This window comes from Streptomyces sp. NPDC006207 (genome assembly GCF_040613835.1).
GTDB lineage: Bacteria > Actinomycetota > Actinomycetes > Streptomycetales > Streptomycetaceae > Actinacidiphila.
On sequence record NZ_JBEXSX010000049.1, the window covers coordinates 58,442 to 76,482 of the forward strand.

Here is an 18,041-nt window from a genome sequence, read left to right on the forward strand (position 1 = left end):
CGGTTTCCCAAGGGTTTTCACGGACTCCCGTGGGTTGTCCACAGGCCGGGGGCGGCGTCGGGACGCGTTGTCAGTGGCAGGCAGTAGCGTCATGGACGTGAAGCGAACGACTCAGACACCCAGGGTGGAACCCATGGCAGGAACCGACCGCGAGAAGGCGCTCGACGCCGCGCTCGCACAGATTGAACGGCAGTTCGGCAAGGGCGCCGTCATGCGTCTCGGCGACCGGCCGAACGAGCCCATCGAGGTCATCTCGACGGGATCCACCGCCCTGGACGTCGCCCTCGGCGTCGGCGGTCTCCCGCGCGGCCGCGTGGTGGAGGTCTACGGCCCGGAGTCCTCCGGCAAGACGACCCTGACCCTGCACGCGGTGGCCAACGCCCAGCGGGCCGGCGGCAAGGTCGCCTTCGTGGACGCCGAGCACGCCCTCGACCCCGACTACGCCAAGCGCCTCGGTGTGGACGTGGACTCCCTGCTGCTGTCCCAGCCGGACAACGGTGAGCAGGCCCTCGAGATCACCGACATGCTGATCCGTTCCGGCGCGCTGGACCTCATCGTGATCGACTCCGTGGCGGCCCTCGTGCCGCGGGCCGAGATCGAGGGCGAGATGGGTGACTCGCACGTGGGTCTGCAGGCCCGTCTGATGAGCCAGGCGCTGCGCAAGATCACCGGCGCGCTCAGCCAGTCCAAGACCACCGCGATCTTCATCAACCAGCTCCGCGAGAAGGTCGGCGTGATGTTCGGCTCGCCGGAGACCACCACCGGTGGCCGCGCGCTGAAGTTCTACGCCTCCGTGCGGCTGGACATCCGCCGCATCGAGACCCTCAAGGACGGCACCGACGCGGTCGGCAACCGCACCCGCGTCAAGGTCGTCAAGAACAAGGTCGCGCCGCCCTTCAAGCAGGCCGAGTTCGACATCCTCTACGGCCAGGGCATCAGCCGCGAGGGCGGCCTGATCGACATGGGCGTGGACCACGGCTTCATCCGCAAGTCCGGTGCCTGGTACACCTACGAGGGCGACCAGCTCGGCCAGGGCAAGGAGAACGCGCGCAACTTCCTGCGCGACAACCCCGACCTCGCCGACGAGATCGAGAAGAAGATCAAGGAGAAGCTCGGCATCGGCGTCCGGCCCGAGGCCTCGGGCGAGCAGCCCGGTGAGGACGCGGCCGCTCCCGCGGCGGTGGCCGACCCGGCGAAGGCGGACGCCGGCGCGACGGTCCCGGCGCCCAAGGCCGTCAAGGCGACCAAGGCCGCGGCCGCCAAGGCCTGACGGTGGTATCCGGGCACAAGGATCGTGGCGGCTCTTTCTCTCCCTCCTCGCCCGCCGTAGGGCAGGAGGGGCCCAGGGCGGAGCAAGAGCGCCCGCTCGACCCCGTGGAGCAGGCGCGGGCGCTCTGCCTGCGCCTGCTCACCGGGACCCCGCGCACCCGCAAGCAGCTCGCCGACGCCATGCGCCGCCGGGACATCCCGGAGGACGCGGCGGAGCACGTGCTGGAGCGGTTCGAGGACGTCGGGCTCATTGACGACCAGGCGTTCGCCAACGCCTGGGTGGAGTCCCGGCACCACGGCCGGGGCCTCGCCCGGCGTGCCCTGGCCCAGGAGCTGCGCACCCGGGGGGTGGACGCCGAGGCGATCGGCCAGGCCGTGGGGCGGCTCGACGCGGGGCAGGAGGAGGAGACCGCCCGCGCCCTCGTCGACCGCAAGCTCCGGGCCACCCGCGGCCTGGAGAAGGAGAAGCGGATCCGCCGGCTCGCCGGGATGCTCGCCCGCAAGGGGTATGCGGAAGGGCTCGCCCTGAGGGTGGTCCGCCGTGCTCTGGAGGAGGAGGGTGAGGACCCGGAGTCGCTGGAGCACTACCTGCCCGACTGAACCTCCGTTGAGGTTCCTTGACCGTTCCTCTGAGTCGACTTAGCCTCACAACCGGTGAGGGATCGCATCCTCAGAGATACGGGAGTTGGTGCCATGGGCATCGCGCTGGGGACCGAATCCGTGTTCACGGCCGTGGCCGTGGCCGTCACCGTGGTCGTCGCGGTCACCGCGGGGGTGCTGCTCCGACGGCTCCGCGCGGAACGCGAACAGCTCAGGGCGGCGGCCGAGCGTGAGGCCCGGGAGATCCGGGCCACCGCCAAGGAGGAAGTCCGCGAGATCCGGGCCGACTTGGAGCGGCGTGAGCAGCGGCTCGCCGACCGGGAGGCCCGCATCGACGCCGAGTCGGAGCAACTGCACCGGCGTCGCCGTGAACTGGCCGAGGAACGCGAGGAGCTGGAGCGCCGCCGTGCCGAGCTCAACCGGCTGGAGGAGGAGCGGCGCGACGTCCTGGAGCGCGTCGCCGCTTACACCGCAACCGAGGCCCGTGCCGACCTCGTGCGCTCCGCCGAGCAACAGGCCAAGCGTGAGGCGGCGGTGATCGCCCGCGACATCGAGCGCGCGGCCCGCGACCGCGGCGAGGAACGCGCCCGGCGGATCGTGGCCGGGGCCATCCAGCGCGTGGCCACCGAGCAGACCGCCGAGTCCGTGGTCTCGGTGCTCCAACTGCCGGGCGACGAGATGAAGGGCCGGATCATCGGCCGCGAGGGTCGCAACATCCGTGCCTTCGAGGCCGTCACCGGGGTCAACCTCATCATCGACGACACCCCCGAGGCGGTGCTGCTGTCCTGCTTCGACCCGGTGCGCCGCGAGGTCGCCCGGCTCACCCTCGACGCGCTCGTCACCGACGGCCGCATCCACCCGCACCGCATCGAGGAGGTCTACGAGCGCAAGCAGGCCGAGGTCGAGCAGCTCTGCGTGCGCCACGGCGAGGACGCGCTCACCGAGATCGGCATCACCGACATGCACCCCGAACTGGTCACGCTGCTCGGGCGGCTGCGCTACCGCACCTCCTACGGCCAGAACGTGCTCGGCCACCTCCTGGAGTCCGCGCACATCGCGGGCATGATGGCCGCCGAACTCGGCATCGACCCGGCCGTGACGAAGCGCGGCACGCTGCTGCACGACATCGGCAAGGCCCTCACCCACGAGGTCGAGGGCAGCCACGCCCTCATCGGCGCGGACCTGGCGCGGCGGCACGGCGAGTCCGAGGACGTCGTCCACTCCATCGAGGCCCACCACAACGAGGTCGACCCCCGCACCGTCGAGGCCGTCCTCACCCAGGCCGCCGACGGCATCTCCGGGGGCCGTCCCGGCGCGCGGCGCGAGTCCCTGGAGAGCTACGTCCGCCGGCTCAAGCGACTGGAGCAGATCGCCGCCGCGCACACGGGCGTCGCCAAGGTCTTCGCCATGCAGGCCGGACGCGAGGTCCGGGTCATGGTGCGCCCGGAGGACGTGGACGACATCCAGGCGCAGGTCATCGCCCGTGACGTGGCCAAGCAGATCGAGGAGGAGCTCACCTACCCCGGCCAGATCCGCATCACCGTCGTCCGTGAGTCCCGCGCCACCGAGTTCGCCCGCTGACCGGACCGGACCGGATCGGCCCGGACCGGATCGGCCCGGACCGGATCGGCCCGGACGAACGGACCGGCCCGGCGGTTCACCCCGGCTCCGCCGGAGGTCCAGCGGGCGGAGCCGGGGACCGGCCTCCCCGGGCCCGGGCCCGCGCCCCGCCCCGTCAGTGGGGGACGCGGTCCTGGACGGGGCTCGGGGGGCCGCCGCGGGCGAGGTCGGCGTAGGCGTACAGCTCGGTCGGGCGGCAGCCGGTCATCACGGTCACCAGGTGGCCGTCCGGGCGGATCAGCAGCACGCTGTGCGCCGTCGACCCCGGGTACGCCTCCGTGACGAGCAGCTCCGCCCGGGTGGGCAGGGCCGCCACCGCCTTGGCCAGCCGAGGCATCAGGCCCGCGGTGAGCCAGTGCCGGCTCTCCCACACACCGGTGCCCGGCGCGACGAGGACGACCAGCAGGTCACGCCCGAGGCGCTCGTACAGGCGCGCTCCGGAGCCGTCGAGCGCCGTGACCGGGACGTCGACGACCGCACCGCCCGGGGGAGTGGCACAGGACCCCAGCAGCGGCGACGGCGCGGCAGCCGAGGAGGCCGAGGCCGCGGCGCCCGCCCCGCGGGGAGCGGGCAGCGCGAGCGGCGAGCGGGCGTAGACCGGCGGCGCGCCGAGCGGGCCCCGGCCGAGGTGGCCGTCGGTGAGCAGTTCGGCGTACCGCCGGGCGGAGCCGGAGAGCACGGAGCGTCGCACCGTGTGCCAGACACCGCTGGCCCGCAGCAGCGGCAGCACCTGGTCGGTGGCCCGCAGCCGGGCGCCCACCGCGCCGCGCCGCTCGGCCTGGTAGCTGTCGAGCAGCGTGTCCGAGGCGCCGTGGTGCCAGGCCAGGGAGAGCTTCCAGGCGAGGTTGTCGGCGTCGCGCAGGCCCTCCTCCAGCCCCTGCGCGCCCAGCGCGCCCATGAGGTGCGCCGCGTCCCCGGCCAGGAAGACGCGTCCGGCGCGCCAGCGCCGGGCCAGCCGCTGGTGCACCGGGTACTCGGCGGAGCCCAGCAGCTCGTACGACGGAACGCTTCCGCACCAGGCCGAGAGGGTGCCGCGGATCCGCGAGACGAGCTCGTCGGAGGTGAGCGGCTCACCGCGCGCGGGCAGCAGCCAGTCCAGCCGCCACACCCCGTCCGGCAGCGGACGGGCCGTCACCTCCGGTCCCGCGCCGGGCCCCGGCGGCTCACGGTGCAGCAGCGCCACGCCCTCGTCGGGCAGCGCGACCCGCAGTGCGGCGACGGCGTGCCGGTCGACGGCCGTGCGGCCGGGGAAGCGCACGCCCAGCAGCTTGCGCACGGTGGACCGCGGGCCGTCGCAGCCGATCAGGTAACTCCCGCGCCACCAGGTGGCGTTGGCACCCTTGGTGCGGACGCTGACACCGCGGTCGTCCTGCTCGACGGAGTCGACGCGCGCCCCCGGGACGATCCGCACCAGCGCCTGCTCGGCGAGGGCCCCGCGCAACCCGTGCTCCAGGCGCTCCTGCCCGATGTGCAGCGGGGAGGGCCCCTGCCCGCCGGACGCGCGGTCGCCGAACTCCACCCGGACGGTCTCCTGCCGTCGGCGCAGCGTCCGCCACGCCTCCCAGGTGGCGCCGGACTCGTAGAGCCGTCGGTGGCCGAGCCGGACCAGCAGCCCGGCGGTCTCCGGGCTCAGTACGGCCGTGCGTTCCGCGGAGAGGGCGGGCGGGTGGTCGTGCTCGTCGAGGACGATGCTCGGCACGTCGTGCCGGGCCAGGCAGAGCGCGAGGGCGAGCCCGACCGGACCCGCCCCCGCGATGATCACCGGGTCCACGGTGCGGTCCCGGGAAGTTGTGCAGTCACATTGCGTATGCAACCTACTGCGCGTGCGTGCGTCAAGTGACCACACCTGTCGCGCGGTGGTGCGCCTGGCGCACCGTCACTCCGCGGCGGCCTCCACCGCCTTGATGTCACCGGACTTCGGCGGCGCGCCCTTGCGGCTGCGGCGGCCGCGACGCTCGATCCAGTTGGCCAGCGAGCTGAGCGCCAGGCACATCAGGATGTAGATCGGCGCCACGATGATGATCATCGGGATGAAGGGGAAGCCCGCGCTGTTCTTCGCGATGAGGTTGCCGATGTAGAGCAGCTCCTCGTACGTGATGATGTACCCGAGTGAGGTGTCCTTCAGGGTGACCACCAGCTGGCTGATGATCGACGGCAGCATGGCCCGGACCGCCTGCGGGATCAGTACGAAGACCATGACCTGCGTCTTGCGCAGGCCGATCGCGTACGCGGCCTCGCGCTGCCCCTTGGGTACGGCGTTGATGCCGGCCCGGAAGATCTCGGCCTGCACCGAGCCGTTGTAGAGGGTGAGGCCGATCACCAGCGCCCACAGCGGGGCGGCGGTAAAGAGGCCCACGTACAGCGCGAAGATCATGATGAGCAGCGGCATCGCGCGGAAGAACTCCACGACGACGGTCGCCACCCACCGCACCGGGGCGTGGTCCGACAGCCGGCCGGCCGCCAGCGCCGCGCCCAGCACCAGCGAGAAGACCGCGGCGAGCGCGAAGGCCTTCAGCGTGGAGACCAGACCGTCGACAAGGCGCTGCTGGATGTCGGTGTACTGGAAGGGCTCCCAGAGGTACGAGGCGAACTGCCCCGACTCGTCGAGCCGCCGGTAGACGAACCACAGCAGGGCGAGGATCGCCAGGGCGGCGACCGCGCCGACGACCCGGTTGCGGATCCTGGCCCGGGGGCCGGGGGCGTCGAAGAGGACGTTCGTGCTCATCGGGCCACCGCCAGCCGGTTCTCGAGCAGTCGGAAGACCGCGCTGATGAGGAGGGTGAGGACCAGGTAGGCGATCGCCACCCAGATGAAGGTCGCGAAGACGCTGTAGCCCTTCTCACCGAGCGCCTTCTGCACGCTGAACAGCTCGGTGACGCTGAAGGCACCGGCGATCGCGGAGTTCTTGGTGAGCGCGATCAGCAGGCTGCCGATGGGCGGCAGCACGGTCCGGGTGGCCTGCGGCAGGATGATCAGCCGCAGGGTCTGGGTGAAGGTCATCCCGAGGCTGCGGGCGGCCTCGGCCTGCCCGAGCGGGACGGTGTTGATGCCCGAGCGCACGGCCTCGCAGATGAAAGCCGAGGTGTAGCAGCTCAGGGCGAGCACCGCGAGCCGGAAGTAGCTCCAGGTGTTCAGCCCCAGCCGGGGCAGCACCAGCACCGCGATGAAGAAGAGCAGGGTCAGCGGGGTGTTGCGCAGCAGAGTCACCCACGCCGCGCCGAAGGCGCGCAGGGGCGGCACCGGGGACACCCGGAAGGCGGCCATGATCACCCCGAGCACCAGGGCGATCGCCCCGCTGAGCGCGGTCAGCTCGACCGTGCCGAGGAACCCCTCGCGGAAGAGCGCGAAGTTGTCCAGCAGTACGTTCATCGATTCTCCGAAGGGGGTGCGCCGACGGCCGCTCCTGGCCGCCGGCACATCAGGCTCGGGCTGTGCCGGGGAGGGGGGACGGGACCCGGGTCAGGCCGGGTCCCGCCCGCTTCAGGACTGGAGCTGCGGGATCTCGGCGCTCACGCCGGACTTGCCGAGCGTGGCGTCGTACGCCTTCTTCCAGTCGCCGTTGTCCTCGTGGTTCTTCAGCGCGTTGGTGATCGCCTCCTGCAGGACCTTGTCGTCCTTGAGCAGGCCCACGCCGTAGGCCTCCTCGGAGAACGGCTTGCCGACGACCTCGAGGTTGGCCGGGTCCTGGGCCGCGTAGCCCTTGAGGATGGCGTCGTCGGTGGTCACCGCGTCGACCTGGCCCGAGGCCAGGTTCTGCACGCACAGCGAGTAGGAGTCGTACTCGACGGGCTCGGCGCCGTAGTTGCCCTCCTTGATGCGCTGGATGGAGGTCGAGCCGGTCGCGGAGCAGACCTTCTTGCCCTTGAGGTCGCTCGTGCTCTTGATGCCGCTGCCCTTCTTGACCAGCAGGTCCTGGCCCGCGACGAAGTACGGGCCGGCGAAGGAGACGGACTTCTTGCGCTCGTCGTTGATGGTGTACGTGCCGACGTAGTAGTCGACCTGGCCGCCGGAGAGGGCGGTCTCGCGGTTGGCCGACTGGATCGTCTTGTACTCGATCTTGCTCTCGTCGAAGCCGAGGTCGGCGGCGATCATCTTGGCGATCTCGATGTCGAAGCCGGAGTACTTCTTGCTGCCGGGGTCCTGGTAACCCAGGTTCGGCTGGTCGGCCTTGACGCCGATGACGAGCTTGCCGTTCTTCTTGATCCGGTCCCAGGTCTTGGAGCCGGCCAGGTCCACACCGGTCTTGACGGTGTAGGTGGGCAGTTCGGCGGCGGCCGCGCTGCTGGAGCCCTTGCCGGGGGTGCTCGAGGAGGAGGGCGAGCCCTCCTTGCCGCACGCGGTGGCGGTGGCGGTCAGCGCCAGGACGGCCAGAGCGGCGGCGGCAGTGGTACGGAACCTCATGGTGATCATCCTTAGGTCGGCGAACCGTCGGTGTCGCTCTCAGTGGTGAAGGATCTTCGAAAGGAAGTCCTTGGCCCGGTCGCTCCGGGGATTGCTGAAGAACTGGTCGGGCGTCGCCTGCTCGACGATCCGCCCGTCCGCCATGAAGACGACCCGGTTGGCGGCGGACCGGGCGAAGCCCATCTCGTGGGTGACGACTACCATCGTCATCCCGTCGCGTGCGAGCTGCTGCATGACCTCCAGCACCTCGTTGATCATCTCCGGGTCGAGCGCCGAGGTCGGCTCGTCGAAGAGCATGACCTTCGGCTCCATCGCCAGCGCCCGGGCGATCGCCACGCGCTGCTGCTGGCCCCCGGAGAGCTGTGCCGGGTACTTGTCCGCCTGGCTGCCCACGCCCACCCGGTCCAGCAGGGCACGGGCCCGCTCCTCGGCGGCCTTCTTGGCGGTCCTGCGCACCTTGACCTGGCCGAGCGTGACGTTCTCCAGGACCGTCTTGTGCGCGAAGAGGTTGAACGACTGGAAGACCATGCCGACGTCGGCGCGCAGCCGGGCCAGCTCCCTGCCCTCCTGGGGCAGCGGCTTCCCGTCGATCGTGATCGCGCCCGAATCGATCGTCTCCAGGCGGTTGACGGCCCGGCACAGCGTCGACTTGCCCGACCCCGAGGGGCCGATCACGACCACGACCTCGCCGCGGCCGATGCTGAGGTTGATGTCCTGGAGCACGTGCAGCGCGCCGAAGTGCTTGTTCACGTCCTTCAGTACGACCAGGTCGTCGGGCGCCGGAACGGCGTCCTCGGTCACCGGCACTTCGGTCATCGGCGTGTGCTCCATCCTCGTCGGTTGACCAGACCTTGGCGATCACCCTATTGACGCTCGGCGAACCGAGTCAGCACATCTGAGGGGAACTTGAGCATCACGATCCGGTCACTGGCTGGCACAAATCCGGCACTGTGGGTGAGCCCGGCCGGTTGTGCAGCGTACCGGCTCCGTAACAGTCGCCCCGCGGGAGCGGGCTGCGCTTGACGCGCACGTGGCCCATCGGCGTGTATTCGGTGGTAGAGCATGATTGCGGGGGCGTGAAGGGCCGGACCGCGGGAGGTGAACGGATGAGACTGCTGCTCGTGGAGGACGACCACCGGGTCGCCGCCGCGCTGTCGGCCGTGCTGGCCAAGCACGGGCTGCAGGTCACCCACGCCCGCAGCGGCGAGGAGGCGCTGCACGCGCTGCTGCCCGACCACGGGCCCGGCTTCGACGTGGTCCTGCTCGACCTCGGCCTGCCCGACCAGGACGGGTTCGAGGTGTGCAGCCGCATCCGGCTGCGCACCGCCATCCCCGTGATCATGGTGACCGCGCGGGCCGACGTGCGGTCCCGCATCCACGGCCTCAACCTCGGCGCCGACGACTACGTGGTGAAGCCGTACGACACCGGTGAGCTGCTCGCCCGCATCCACGCCGTCTGCCGCCGCAAGGCGCAGGAGGCGCCCGCCGGGCCCGAGGCGGAGGGCGCGGAGGCTCCCGACGTCATCGGGCTGGGCCCGGTCCGCGTGGAGCTGGCCACCCGCAAGGTCACCGTCGACGACGAGCCGGTCGCGCTCACCCGCAAGGAGTTCGACCTGCTCGCGATGCTCGCGCAGCGGCCCGGTGTGGTCTTCCGCCGCGAGCAGATCATCAGCGAGGTGTGGCGGACGAGTTGGGAGGGGACCGGACGCACCCTTGAGGTGCACGTGGCGTCCCTGCGCTCCAAGCTGCGTCTGCCCTCCCTGATCGAGACCGTGCGCGGGGTCGGCTACCGCCTCGTCGTGCCCGCCGGCTAGGAGGCCGTCCTCCCGTGCATGCCCGGCTGCTGCCGCTGCTCATCGTGCTGATGGCCGGTGTGCTGCTGGCCCTCGGTTTCCCGCTCGCCGCCAGCCTGGCCGCCGCCCAGCAGCAGCGGGTCGTCGTGGACCGCATCGACGACACCGCGCGCTTCGCCGCGCTCGCGCAGTACGTCAGCACCGACGGCGGCGGCGAGCGGGAGAGTACGCTGCGGGCCGAACTGCTGCAGTACCAGGAGGTGTACCGCATCAGGGCCGGCGTCTTCGACCGTGACGGCAAGCCGATCTCCTCGGCCCCGGCCGGCTGGAAGCTGCCCACCGGCGGCGAGGCCTTCACCGCGTACAGCGAGGCCCTGGCCGGGCGGCGCAGCCACGACCCCACGCAGATCTGGCCCTGGCAGCGCCGCTCGCTGCCGGTCGCCTCCCCGGTCGTCCGGGACGGCGACGTCGTCGCGGTGGTGCTCACCGACTCGCCGACCGGTGCCATGCGCTCGCGCATCCTGCGCGGCTGGCTGCTGCTCGCGGCCGGTGAACTGGCCGCCATGATCGTGGCCGTCATGGCGGCCTTCCGGCTCACCGGCTGGGTGCTGCGCCCGGTCCGGGTGCTGGACCGGGTCACCCACGACATCGCCACCGGCCGGATGAAGTCCCGCGTGGCGGTGTCCGGGGGGCCGCCGGAACTGCGGCGCCTGGCACGCTCGTTCAACGAGATGGCCGACAACGTCGAGGAGGTCCTCGACCAGCAGCGGGCCTTCGTCGCCGACGCCTCCCACCAGTTGCGCAACCCGCTGTCCGCGCTGCTGCTGCGGATCGAGCTGCTGGGCCTGGAACTGCCCGACGGGCACGAGGAGATCGCCTCGGTCCGGGAGGAGGGCAAGCGCCTCGCCTCGGTCCTGGACGACCTGCTGGGCCTGGCCACCGCCGAGCACGCGGAGGCCAACCTCGCCCTCACCGACATCGCCGCCCTCGCCGCGGAACGCGTGGAGGCGTGGCGGCCGGTCGCCGAGCGCGACGGCGTGGAGCTCTCCTACGGGGGCGCCGCCGCCGTGACCGGCTGGGCCGACCCGGTGGCGCTGTCCAGCGCCCTCGACGCCGTGATCGACAACGCCGTGAAGTTCACCCCGGACGGTGAACGCGTGCGGGTCACCACCGAACTGCGCGGCCGCCCCGGCGCGATCGACGTGACCGTCGCCGACGGCGGGCCGGGCCTCACCGAGGACGAACTCGCCCGCATCGGCGACCGTTTCTGGCGCAGCCCGCGTCACCAGAACGTCGAAGGCTCGGGCCTCGGCCTGTCCATCGCACGGGTGCTGCTGGCGCAGGGCGGCGGCAGCATCGCGTATGCGCCGAACGAGCCGCACGGACTGGTGGTGACCCTCACGGTGCCGCGTACGGCTCCCTGAGTCCGGGGCCGGCCTGGCGGGCCAGCGGGTTGGAGCCGATCGAGTTGTGGATGCTGAAGTTGACGGCGTCCGAGCGGTAGCGGTCGTCCGACCACTCCACCGGGCGGCCCTTCTGCGTGGTGGTGACCCGGCGCACCCGCAGCAGCGGGCTCCCGCGCCGCACGCCCAGCAGTTCGCTGTCCCGGGTGCCGGCCGCGACCGCGTCGATCAGGTGCTCCCCGTAGGCGAAGACCAGGCCCGTGTCGTCGTACAGCCGCTGGGTGACCGACTCGCAGTCCGGCTCTATGCGCAGCACCGCGGGGGCGATCCAGTCGGCGTAGACCGTGCGCTCCACCAGGACGTGCTCACCGTCCAGTCCGCGCACCCGCAGCACGTACAGCACGTCCGCGCCCGTGCGCAGGTGCAGGCGCGTGGCGTCCTCCGCGGTGGCCGGACGGGTCTCGGTGCGGACCACGGTGCCCGAGGCGGCGCGCCCCATGGCCCGCGCCCACTGGGCGAAGCTGCGCAGCTCCGCGAAGCTCTGGCTGCGCCGGCTGGCCAGCACGACGCGGCGGGCGCCCTGACGGGAGCCGATCAGCCCCTCCGCGGTCAGCGCGGCCACGGCTTGGCGCACCGTGCCGCGGGAGACGCCGTACCGGGCGGCCAGTTCGGTCTCCGGGGGGAGCAGGGCACCGACGGTGTACTCCTCGTCGTCGATGGCCCGCCGGAGCTCCTCGGCGATCTCCTCGTGCCGCGCCGCCACCGCGCCCCCTTCCGTTCATTCACCGTCTGCGCACAACATCGCTCAGCGTAGACGAGCCGCACGCCGATCGCGCGCAGGGGTTCCCGGCGTCCGGGGCCGCTCCCGGGGTCCTTGGCTGAAACGGGACGACTGCCCTCTGCAGGCTTGCCGAGGTTTTCCCGCCGTTTACGGAAAGGCCATTGACGCACGGCCTACTGAAGGCCAACTTGTTCGGACAAGTTGAACCGCCCCGACCTCCCTGGCCCTCAGGACCCGACTTCCCCTCCAGGAGACTTCCGTGCCCGCGTCCCTTCCGAAGGCGGCCGTACTCGCCGCCGGCCTCGCCGTGACCGCGCTGGCGCTCAGCGCCTGCGGCTCGGCCCCCACCACCCAGACCGCCGCCGACGGCAAGAACGGCAAGAGCGCGGCCACCGCGACCTCCGCCGAGGAGTTCGGCGGCATGGACGCCCTGGTCGCCGCCGCCAAGAAGGAGGGCACGCTCAACGCGATCGCCCTGCCCCGCGACTGGGCGAACTACGGCGCGCTGATCGACGGCTTCACCAAGAAGTACGGCATCAAGATCCAGAACGAGACCCCGGACGCCGCCAGCCAGGACGAGATCAACGCCGTCACCTCCCGCAAGGGCCAGGACCGCGCCCCCGACGTCCTCGACCTCGGCGCGTCCTTCGCGATCAGCGGCGCCCAGCAGGGCCTGTTCGCCCCCTACAAGGTCGCCTCCTACGACGACATCCCGGCCGCCCAGAAGGACGCCCAGGCCCGCTGGTACAACGACTACGGCGGCTACGTCTCCATCGGCTGCGACGCCAAGCGCGTCAAGAACTGCCCGACCACCTTCGCCGACCTCCTCAAGCCCGAGTACAAGGGCCAGGTCGCCCTCAACGGCAACCCGACCAAGTCGGGCTCGGCCTTCGGCGGCGTCTACGCGGCGGCGCTGGCCAACGGCGGCTCCTTCGACGACATCCAGCCCGGCATCGACTTCTTCGGCAAGCTGAAGAAGAACGGCAACTACAACCCCGTCGAGTCCACCCCGGCCACCGTCGAGAAGGGTGAGACCCCGATCAGCATCGACTGGGACTACCTCAACGCCGGCTACGCCGAGGAGTTCGCCAGCAAGGGCGTGGACTGGAAGGTCTCCGTCCCGAGCGACGGCGAGTACGCCCAGTACTACGCGCAGGCGATCAACAAGGACGCCCCGCACCCGGCGGCCGCCCGCCTGTGGCAGGAGTACCTGTACAGCGCCGAGGGCCAGAACCTGTGGCTCGCCGGCTTCGCCCGCCCCGTCCTGATGCCCGCGATGGACACGGCCGGCACCCTCGACAAGACCGCCGCCGGCAAGCTCCCCGCGGTCAGCGGCACCCCGTCCTTCCCGACCGACGCCCAGCAGAACAAGGCCAAGGAAGTGCTGGCCCAGGGCTGGGGCAAGGCCGTCTCCGGATGACCGACCCGATGACCGCCACCGCGGCGCCCGTCGCCGCCGCTGCCGGGGCCACCGCCCCGGCGCGGCGGCGCTCGGCCGGCTGGCTCGCGGTGGTCCCGCTGCTCGTCTTCGTGGCGATCGGTTTCGGGGCCCCCGCGGTCGCCATGCTCAACGGCGCCTTCACCGTCAAGGACCCCGCGACCGGGGCCACCTCGTACACCACGGCCAACCTGACCACCTCCCTGCAGGGCGCCTACCTGACCGCCCTGTGGGGCAGCGTGAAGCTGTGCGGGCTCTCCGCCGCCATCGGCGCGGTGTTCGGTCTGCTGCTCGCCCAGGCCGTGGTGACCTCGCGCTTCCGCGCGCTGCGTGAAGCCGTGCTGACGGCCTCCGGCGTGCTCGCCAACTTCGGCGGGGTGCCGCTGGCCTTCGCCTTCGTGGCGACCCTGGGCAACGCCGGCGTCCTCACCCGCCACCTGGGTCTCGCCGACCACGGCTGGAGCCTCTACAGCTTCTGGGGCCTGGTCATCGTCTACCTCTACTTCCTCATCCCGCTCATGGTGCTCACCGTGACCCCTGCGCTGGAGGGGCTGCGCGTCCAGTGGCGCGAGGCGGCCCAGAACAACGGCGCCACCAACGGGCAGTACTGGCGGTACGTCGCCCTGCCCGTGCTGGCCCCCTCGCTCCTCGGCGGCCTGGTCCTGCTCTTCGGAAGCGCCTTCGCCGCCTACGCCACCGCCGCGGCGATGGTCGGCAGCTCCGTGCCGCTGATCACCCTGCAGATCGCCGACGCCATCTCCGGCAACGTCCTGGTCGGGCAGGAGAACGTCGCCCTCGCCCTCAGCCTGGACATGGTCGTCGTCGCCGGCCTGGTCATGGCGGTCTACCTGCCCCTGCAACGACGGAGCGCGCGATGGCTGGTCTGACGAGCACCCGGATCCGGCCCTGGCGCGGCATCGTCCTCGCCGGTGCCGGCCTCTACTTCCTGGTGCCGCTGGCCGCCTCGGTGATCTTCACCGTGGACGTCCCCGGCCAGGGCATCACCTTCGACGCGTACGGGCAGATCCTGGGCGCCGAGGGCTTCACCTCCAGCCTGCTGCTCTCCCTGGAGCTCGGGGCCGCCACCATCGCCGTCGTCCTGCTGCTGATGGTGCCGGCCATGGTCGCGCTGCGGCTGTCCGCGCCCAGGCTGCGCCCGGTGGTCGAGGTCGTCTGTTCGCTGCCGCTGGTCGTGCCGCCGATCGCGCTGGTCGCCGGGGTGAGCAACGTGCTGCGCTGGGGCCCCGAGCACCTGGCCACCACGCCGCTCTTCCAGACCTTCGTGGCCATCCAGAACCCGTCCTTCCCGGTCGTCCTGGTGCTCACGTACGTCGTGATGGCGCTGCCCTTCGTGTACCGGGCCCTGGACGCCGGACTGCGGGCTGTGGACGTCCGCACCCTGGTCGAGGCGGCCCGCTCCTGCGGCGCCGACTGGCCGCGCGCGCTGGTCCGGGTCGTGCTGCCCAACCTGCGCGGGGCGCTGCTCAACGCCTCCTTCCTCACCCTCGCCCTGGTGCTCGGCGAGTTCACCGTCGCCCAGCTGCTGGGCTTCCAGCCCTTCGCGGTGTGGATCGTCACGGTCAGCGGCTCGCAGGCCCAGCTGTCCGTGGCCGTCTCGGTGCTCAGCCTGCTGGTCACCTGGATGCTGCTGCTCATCCTGGCCGCCGTCGGCGGACGCCGCCCGACCTCACGTACCGCCTCCCGGAAGTGACCGAGACATGACCGACACCGTCCCCGCCCCGGCCGACGCCGCGCCGACCGTGCCCGGCGGCGCCACCGTCGAGTTCCGGGCGCTGCGCCGCGCCTTCGGGCCCACCGTCGCCCTCGACGGACTGGACCTGACCGTCCGGCCCGGAGAACTCCTCGCCCTGCTCGGCCCGTCCGGCTGCGGGAAGACCACCGCGCTGCGGATGCTCGCCGGATTCGAGCACCCCGACTCCGGTCAGGTGCTGGTCGACGGCAAGGACATCACCAAGATCCCCGCGCACCGCCGCGACGCGGGCATGGTCTTCCAGTCCTACAGCCTCTTCCCGCACCTGAGCGCCGCAGACAACGTCGCGTTCGGGCTGCGCATGCGCAAGGTCGGCACCGCCGAACGGCGCGCCCGCGCGGCGGAGCTGCTGGAACTCGTCGGCCTGCCGGACCACGGGGACCGCTACCCCCACCAGCTCTCCGGCGGTCAGCAGCAGCGCGTGGCCCTCGCCCGCGCCCTGGCGCTGCGGCCGCGCGTCCTGCTCCTGGACGAGCCGCTGAGCGCGCTGGACGCCAAGGTGCGCACCAACCTGCGCGAGGAGATCCGCCGTCTCCAGCTCGAACTCGGCATCACCACGTTGTTCGTGACGCACGACCAGGAGGAGGCGCTGTCCATGGCGGACCGCGTCGCCGTCATGAACGCCGGGCGGATGGAGCAGTGCGCCGCCCCCGCCGAGCTGTACGACCGCCCCGCCACCGCCTTCGTCGCCGAGTTCGTGGGCACCAACAGCCGCCTGCCGGGCCGGCTGACCGACGGCGGCACCGTCGAGGTCCTCGGCCGGCGGCTCCCCGCCCAGGGCGACGTGCCCGCGGGCACCGAAGTGGACGTCCTCGTCCGTCCCGAGGCGGTGCGCCTGACCGCCGACCCCGCCGGCGACGCGCGCGTCGTGGCGACCGCCTTCCTCGGCGCCGTCACCCGGGTGACCGTGCAACTGGCCGACGGCGCCTCCGTCAAGGCCGACGTGGCCGGCTCCGACGCCGCCGCCCTCCCGCCGGGGGCGACCGTCACCGTCTCCCTGCCCGACCGGCCCGTCCTGGTCACCGCGCGCACCGCCTGACCCCGATCGCACCTCCCATCCCCCCACACCCCCGAGGAAAGAGAGCCCCGTGACCCACCCACCGCACCACCCGCTCCAGGCCGTCCTGTTCGACATGGACGGCACGCTCGTCGACACCGAGGAGCTGTGGTGGGAGGCGGTCGCCGAGGTGGCCGCCGGGCTGGGGCACGTGCTCGGCGACGCGGACGTGGCCGAGGTCCTCGGCCGCGCCGTCGAGCACACCGCCGCCCACCTGGCCACCACGACCGGGACGGCGGCCGGTGCCGACGAACTGGCCGCCCTCCTGCACCGGGAGTTCGCCGAGCGGGTCCGTGCCCGCACGGTGCCCCGCCCCGGCGCGCTGGAGCTGCTGGACGAACTCGCCCGGCACGAGATCCCCATCGCCCTGGTCTCGGCGTCCCCGCGCGAGGTCGTGGACATCGTGCTGGCGGTGCTGGGCCGCGAGCGCTTCGCGGTCTCCCTGACCGCCGACGACACCCCCCGCACCAAGCCCGCCCCCGACCCCTACCTCGCCGCCGCCCACGCCCTCGGCGTGGACCCCGGCGCGTGCGTGGCCGTCGAGGACACCCCGACCGGTGTGGCCTCCGCCGAGGCCGCCGGCTGCCGCGTGCTGGCCGTGCCCTCCCTGGCGCCCATCGCCCCCGGCGCCGGACGCGCGGTGCTCGGCAGCCTGGAACGGGCCGACGTCTCTGTGCTGCGGGCCCTGGTCGCGCGGCCCCCGTCCTTCCTCGTGCCCGCCTTCACCAGCCGGCGCGCCCGCGTCGGCGAGCCGTTCCGCGCCACGGTCGCCGGGCTCCTGCGCGGCGCCCCCGTCACCTACGCCGGGACCGCGGGCCCCGACTGGGCGCGGGTCTCCGCCGACGGCACCGTCACCGGCACCCCCGACGCACCCGGCGACGCGGAGGTCGCCGTCACCGCCACGGACGCCGACGGCCGCTCCGCCACCGTCACCGTGCGTGTGCCGGTCGTCGCGGCGGGTGAAACCGTCGTGCGCGAGCTGCGCGTCATGAGCTGGAACCTGTGGCTCGGCGGCACCCGCGTCGACGACCACCGGGACAAGCAGCTGCGCGTGCTGCTGGAAGCCGACGTGGACGTCGTCGGCCTGCAGGAGACGCGGACGCACTCCGCCAAGGAACTGGCCGAGGCGCTGGGCTGGGACCACCACCAGGCGGGCGACAACCTCGGCGTCATCAGCCGCTACCCGATCGTCTCCCGCCACGGCCTGCCCGCGAGCCCGTTCTACGGTGGCCTCGGTGCCACCGTCCGGCTCGACGAGGGCCACGACGTCACCTTGTGGAGCGCGCACCTGAACTACACCCCGTACGGCCCCTACGACGCCCTCCACGACCGGCAGCCGGTCGAGGTGCTCGTCGAGCACGAGGCGGCCTCGGGACGCGTGGACCAGATCCGGGACATCCTGCACGACATGGCCGGCGACCTCGCCGCCCGCGACACCACCCCGGTCGTCCTCGTCGGCGACTTCAACGTCCCCTCCCACCTGGACTGGACCGCCGAGGCGGCGCCCCTGCACGGCGGGTACGGACCCGTGCCCTGGCCGGTCACCCTCGCCGCCGAGGCCGCCGGACTGCGCGACTCCTACCGCGAGGCCCACCCGGACCCCGTGCGCGAGCCCGGCACCACCTGGTCACCCGTCACCCCCGAGCCCGAGCCGCAGGACCGGATCGACTACGTCCTGTACGCCGGGCGGGGCCTGCGGGTACTGGACTCCACCACCCTGGTCACCGGGGAGCCCCGCCCCGAACCGGACGTGGCAGGCAACGCCTGGCCCTCCGACCACGCCGCCGTGGTCACCACGTTCGCCCTGTCGTAACGGGCGGGCCCGCGCGTGCGGGCGCCGAAGCTGGTGAACATCGTCCCCGCGTGATGGCCTGAGCGCCTGATGCGCGGCTGATCGTCCGGCCGGAG

15 protein-coding genes and 1 pseudogene are annotated in these 18,041 nt (G+C 72.4%); 10 read left to right on the forward strand and 6 right to left on the reverse strand.

Going from position 1 to position 18,041, the window contains the following annotated elements:
- The first annotated feature begins 133 nt into the window (after window positions 1-133).
- The 3 genes and pseudogenes from recA (at window position 134) to rny (ending at window position 3,450) form a co-directional block, all read left to right on the forward strand.
- Window positions 134-1,270, forward strand: a complete 1,137-nt coding sequence (gene recA / locus ABZ312_RS31550) for a recombinase RecA (RefSeq protein ID WP_500329058.1) — start codon at window positions 134-136, stop codon at window positions 1,268-1,270.
- Window positions 1,168-1,869, forward strand: a pseudogene (gene recX, locus ABZ312_RS31555) (recombination regulator RecX); the annotation flags it as partial. The gene recA and the pseudogene recX, both read left to right, overlap by 103 nt.
- A gap of 93 nt (window positions 1,870-1,962) precedes the next feature.
- A complete protein-coding gene (gene rny / locus ABZ312_RS31560; RefSeq protein ID WP_500439251.1) occupies window positions 1,963-3,450 on the forward strand; it encodes a ribonuclease Y in 1,488 nt (495 codons plus the stop codon).
- Between the two features lie 154 nt (window positions 3,451-3,604).
- On the opposite strand, the gene ABZ312_RS31565 is transcribed toward rny, so the two are convergent.
- The 5 genes from ABZ312_RS31565 to ABZ312_RS31585 all read right to left on the reverse strand — a co-directional run bounded on the left by ABZ312_RS31565 (window position 3,605) and on the right by ABZ312_RS31585 (window position 8,706).
- Complete coding sequence (locus ABZ312_RS31565) at window positions 3,605-5,260, reverse strand: FAD-dependent monooxygenase (protein WP_500329056.1); 1,656 nt, start codon at window positions 5,258-5,260, stop codon at window positions 3,605-3,607.
- A 105-nt stretch (window positions 5,261-5,365) separates the two neighbouring features.
- A complete protein-coding gene (locus tag ABZ312_RS31570) occupies window positions 5,366-6,214 on the reverse strand; it encodes an amino acid ABC transporter permease (protein ID WP_018561803.1) in 849 nt (282 codons plus the stop codon).
- Complete coding sequence (locus ABZ312_RS31575; RefSeq protein WP_500329055.1) at window positions 6,211-6,858, reverse strand: amino acid ABC transporter permease; 648 nt, start codon at window positions 6,856-6,858, stop codon at window positions 6,211-6,213. The genes ABZ312_RS31570 and ABZ312_RS31575 overlap by 4 nt, the downstream gene beginning before the upstream one ends.
- A gap of 111 nt (window positions 6,859-6,969) precedes the next feature.
- On the reverse strand, window positions 6,970-7,890 hold the full coding sequence (locus ABZ312_RS31580) for a glutamate ABC transporter substrate-binding protein (RefSeq protein WP_500329054.1): 921 nt from the start codon (window positions 7,888-7,890) through the stop codon (window positions 6,970-6,972).
- Window positions 7,891-7,929: 39 nt separating this feature from the next.
- On the reverse strand, window positions 7,930-8,706 hold the full coding sequence (locus tag ABZ312_RS31585; protein ID WP_500329053.1) for an amino acid ABC transporter ATP-binding protein: 777 nt from the start codon (window positions 8,704-8,706) through the stop codon (window positions 7,930-7,932).
- Between the two features lie 290 nt (window positions 8,707-8,996).
- On the opposite strand from ABZ312_RS31585, the gene ABZ312_RS31590 reads away from it, so the two are divergent.
- Both ABZ312_RS31590 and ABZ312_RS31595 read left to right on the forward strand, forming a co-directional pair.
- On the forward strand, window positions 8,997-9,704 hold the full coding sequence (locus tag ABZ312_RS31590) for a response regulator transcription factor (RefSeq protein WP_500329052.1): 708 nt from the start codon (window positions 8,997-8,999) through the stop codon (window positions 9,702-9,704).
- A gap of 14 nt (window positions 9,705-9,718) precedes the next feature.
- Window positions 9,719-11,107, forward strand: a complete 1,389-nt coding sequence (locus tag ABZ312_RS31595; protein WP_500329051.1) for a sensor histidine kinase — start codon at window positions 9,719-9,721, stop codon at window positions 11,105-11,107.
- On the opposite strand, the gene ABZ312_RS31600 is transcribed toward ABZ312_RS31595, so the two are convergent.
- Complete coding sequence (locus tag ABZ312_RS31600; protein ID WP_499514398.1) at window positions 11,082-11,849, reverse strand: GntR family transcriptional regulator; 768 nt, start codon at window positions 11,847-11,849, stop codon at window positions 11,082-11,084. The genes ABZ312_RS31595 and ABZ312_RS31600 overlap by 26 nt on opposite strands.
- 277 nt (window positions 11,850-12,126) lie before the next feature.
- Here ABZ312_RS31600 and ABZ312_RS31605 point away from each other — a divergent pair, with 277 nt between their 5' ends.
- From ABZ312_RS31605 to ABZ312_RS31625, 5 genes are all read left to right on the forward strand, one after another.
- The gene (locus tag ABZ312_RS31605; protein ID WP_500329050.1) at window positions 12,127-13,287 is read left to right on the forward strand and encodes an ABC transporter substrate-binding protein; all 1,161 of its coding nucleotides are present in this window, start codon (window positions 12,127-12,129) and stop codon (window positions 13,285-13,287) included.
- Window positions 13,284-14,192: an ABC transporter permease gene (locus ABZ312_RS31610; RefSeq protein WP_500329049.1), complete on the forward strand. Its 909-nt coding sequence runs from the start codon at window positions 13,284-13,286 to the stop codon at window positions 14,190-14,192. Before ABZ312_RS31605 ends, ABZ312_RS31610 begins: the two co-directional genes overlap by 4 nt.
- Entirely contained in the window at window positions 14,180-15,016 is an 837-nt protein-coding gene (locus ABZ312_RS31615; RefSeq protein ID WP_500359963.1) for an ABC transporter permease, read from the forward strand. Before ABZ312_RS31610 ends, ABZ312_RS31615 begins: the two co-directional genes overlap by 13 nt.
- 7 nt (window positions 15,017-15,023) lie before the next feature.
- Window positions 15,024-16,115 (forward strand): ABC transporter ATP-binding protein, encoded by a 1,092-nt coding sequence (locus ABZ312_RS31620; protein ID WP_500329047.1) that lies wholly within the window; start codon window positions 15,024-15,026, stop codon window positions 16,113-16,115.
- Between the two features lie 94 nt (window positions 16,116-16,209).
- Window positions 16,210-17,946 (forward strand): HAD-IA family hydrolase, encoded by a 1,737-nt coding sequence (locus ABZ312_RS31625; RefSeq protein WP_500439252.1) that lies wholly within the window; start codon window positions 16,210-16,212, stop codon window positions 17,944-17,946.
- The last annotated feature ends 95 nt before the right edge of the window (window positions 17,947-18,041 follow it).

Excerpts from the sequence above, each read along its gene's own strand:
- ABZ312_RS31570 (WP_018561803.1), bottom strand. The coding sequence starts at position 6,214 with ATGAGCACGAACGTCCTCTTCGACGCCCCCGGCCCCCGGGCCAGGATC.
- ABZ312_RS31580 (WP_500329054.1), bottom strand. The coding sequence starts at position 7,890 with ATGAGGTTCCGTACCACTGCCGCCGCCGCTCTGGCCGTCCTGGCGCTG.
- ABZ312_RS31575 (WP_500329055.1), bottom strand. The coding sequence starts at position 6,858 with ATGAACGTACTGCTGGACAACTTCGCGCTCTTCCGCGAGGGGTTCCTC.
- recA (WP_500329058.1), top strand. The coding sequence starts at position 134 with ATGGCAGGAACCGACCGCGAGAAGGCGCTCGACGCCGCGCTCGCACAG.
- ABZ312_RS31610 (WP_500329049.1), top strand. The coding sequence starts at position 13,284 with ATGACCGACCCGATGACCGCCACCGCGGCGCCCGTCGCCGCCGCTGCC.
- ABZ312_RS31615 (WP_500359963.1), top strand. The coding sequence starts at position 14,180 with ATGGCTGGTCTGACGAGCACCCGGATCCGGCCCTGGCGCGGCATCGTC.
- ABZ312_RS31585 (WP_500329053.1), bottom strand. The coding sequence starts at position 8,706 with ATGACCGAAGTGCCGGTGACCGAGGACGCCGTTCCGGCGCCCGACGAC.
- ABZ312_RS31590 (WP_500329052.1), top strand. The coding sequence starts at position 8,997 with ATGAGACTGCTGCTCGTGGAGGACGACCACCGGGTCGCCGCCGCGCTG.
- ABZ312_RS31625 (WP_500439252.1), top strand. The coding sequence starts at position 16,210 with ATGGACGGCACGCTCGTCGACACCGAGGAGCTGTGGTGGGAGGCGGTC.
- ABZ312_RS31620 (WP_500329047.1), top strand. The coding sequence starts at position 15,024 with ATGACCGACACCGTCCCCGCCCCGGCCGACGCCGCGCCGACCGTGCCC.
- rny (WP_500439251.1), top strand. The coding sequence starts at position 1,963 with ATGGGCATCGCGCTGGGGACCGAATCCGTGTTCACGGCCGTGGCCGTG.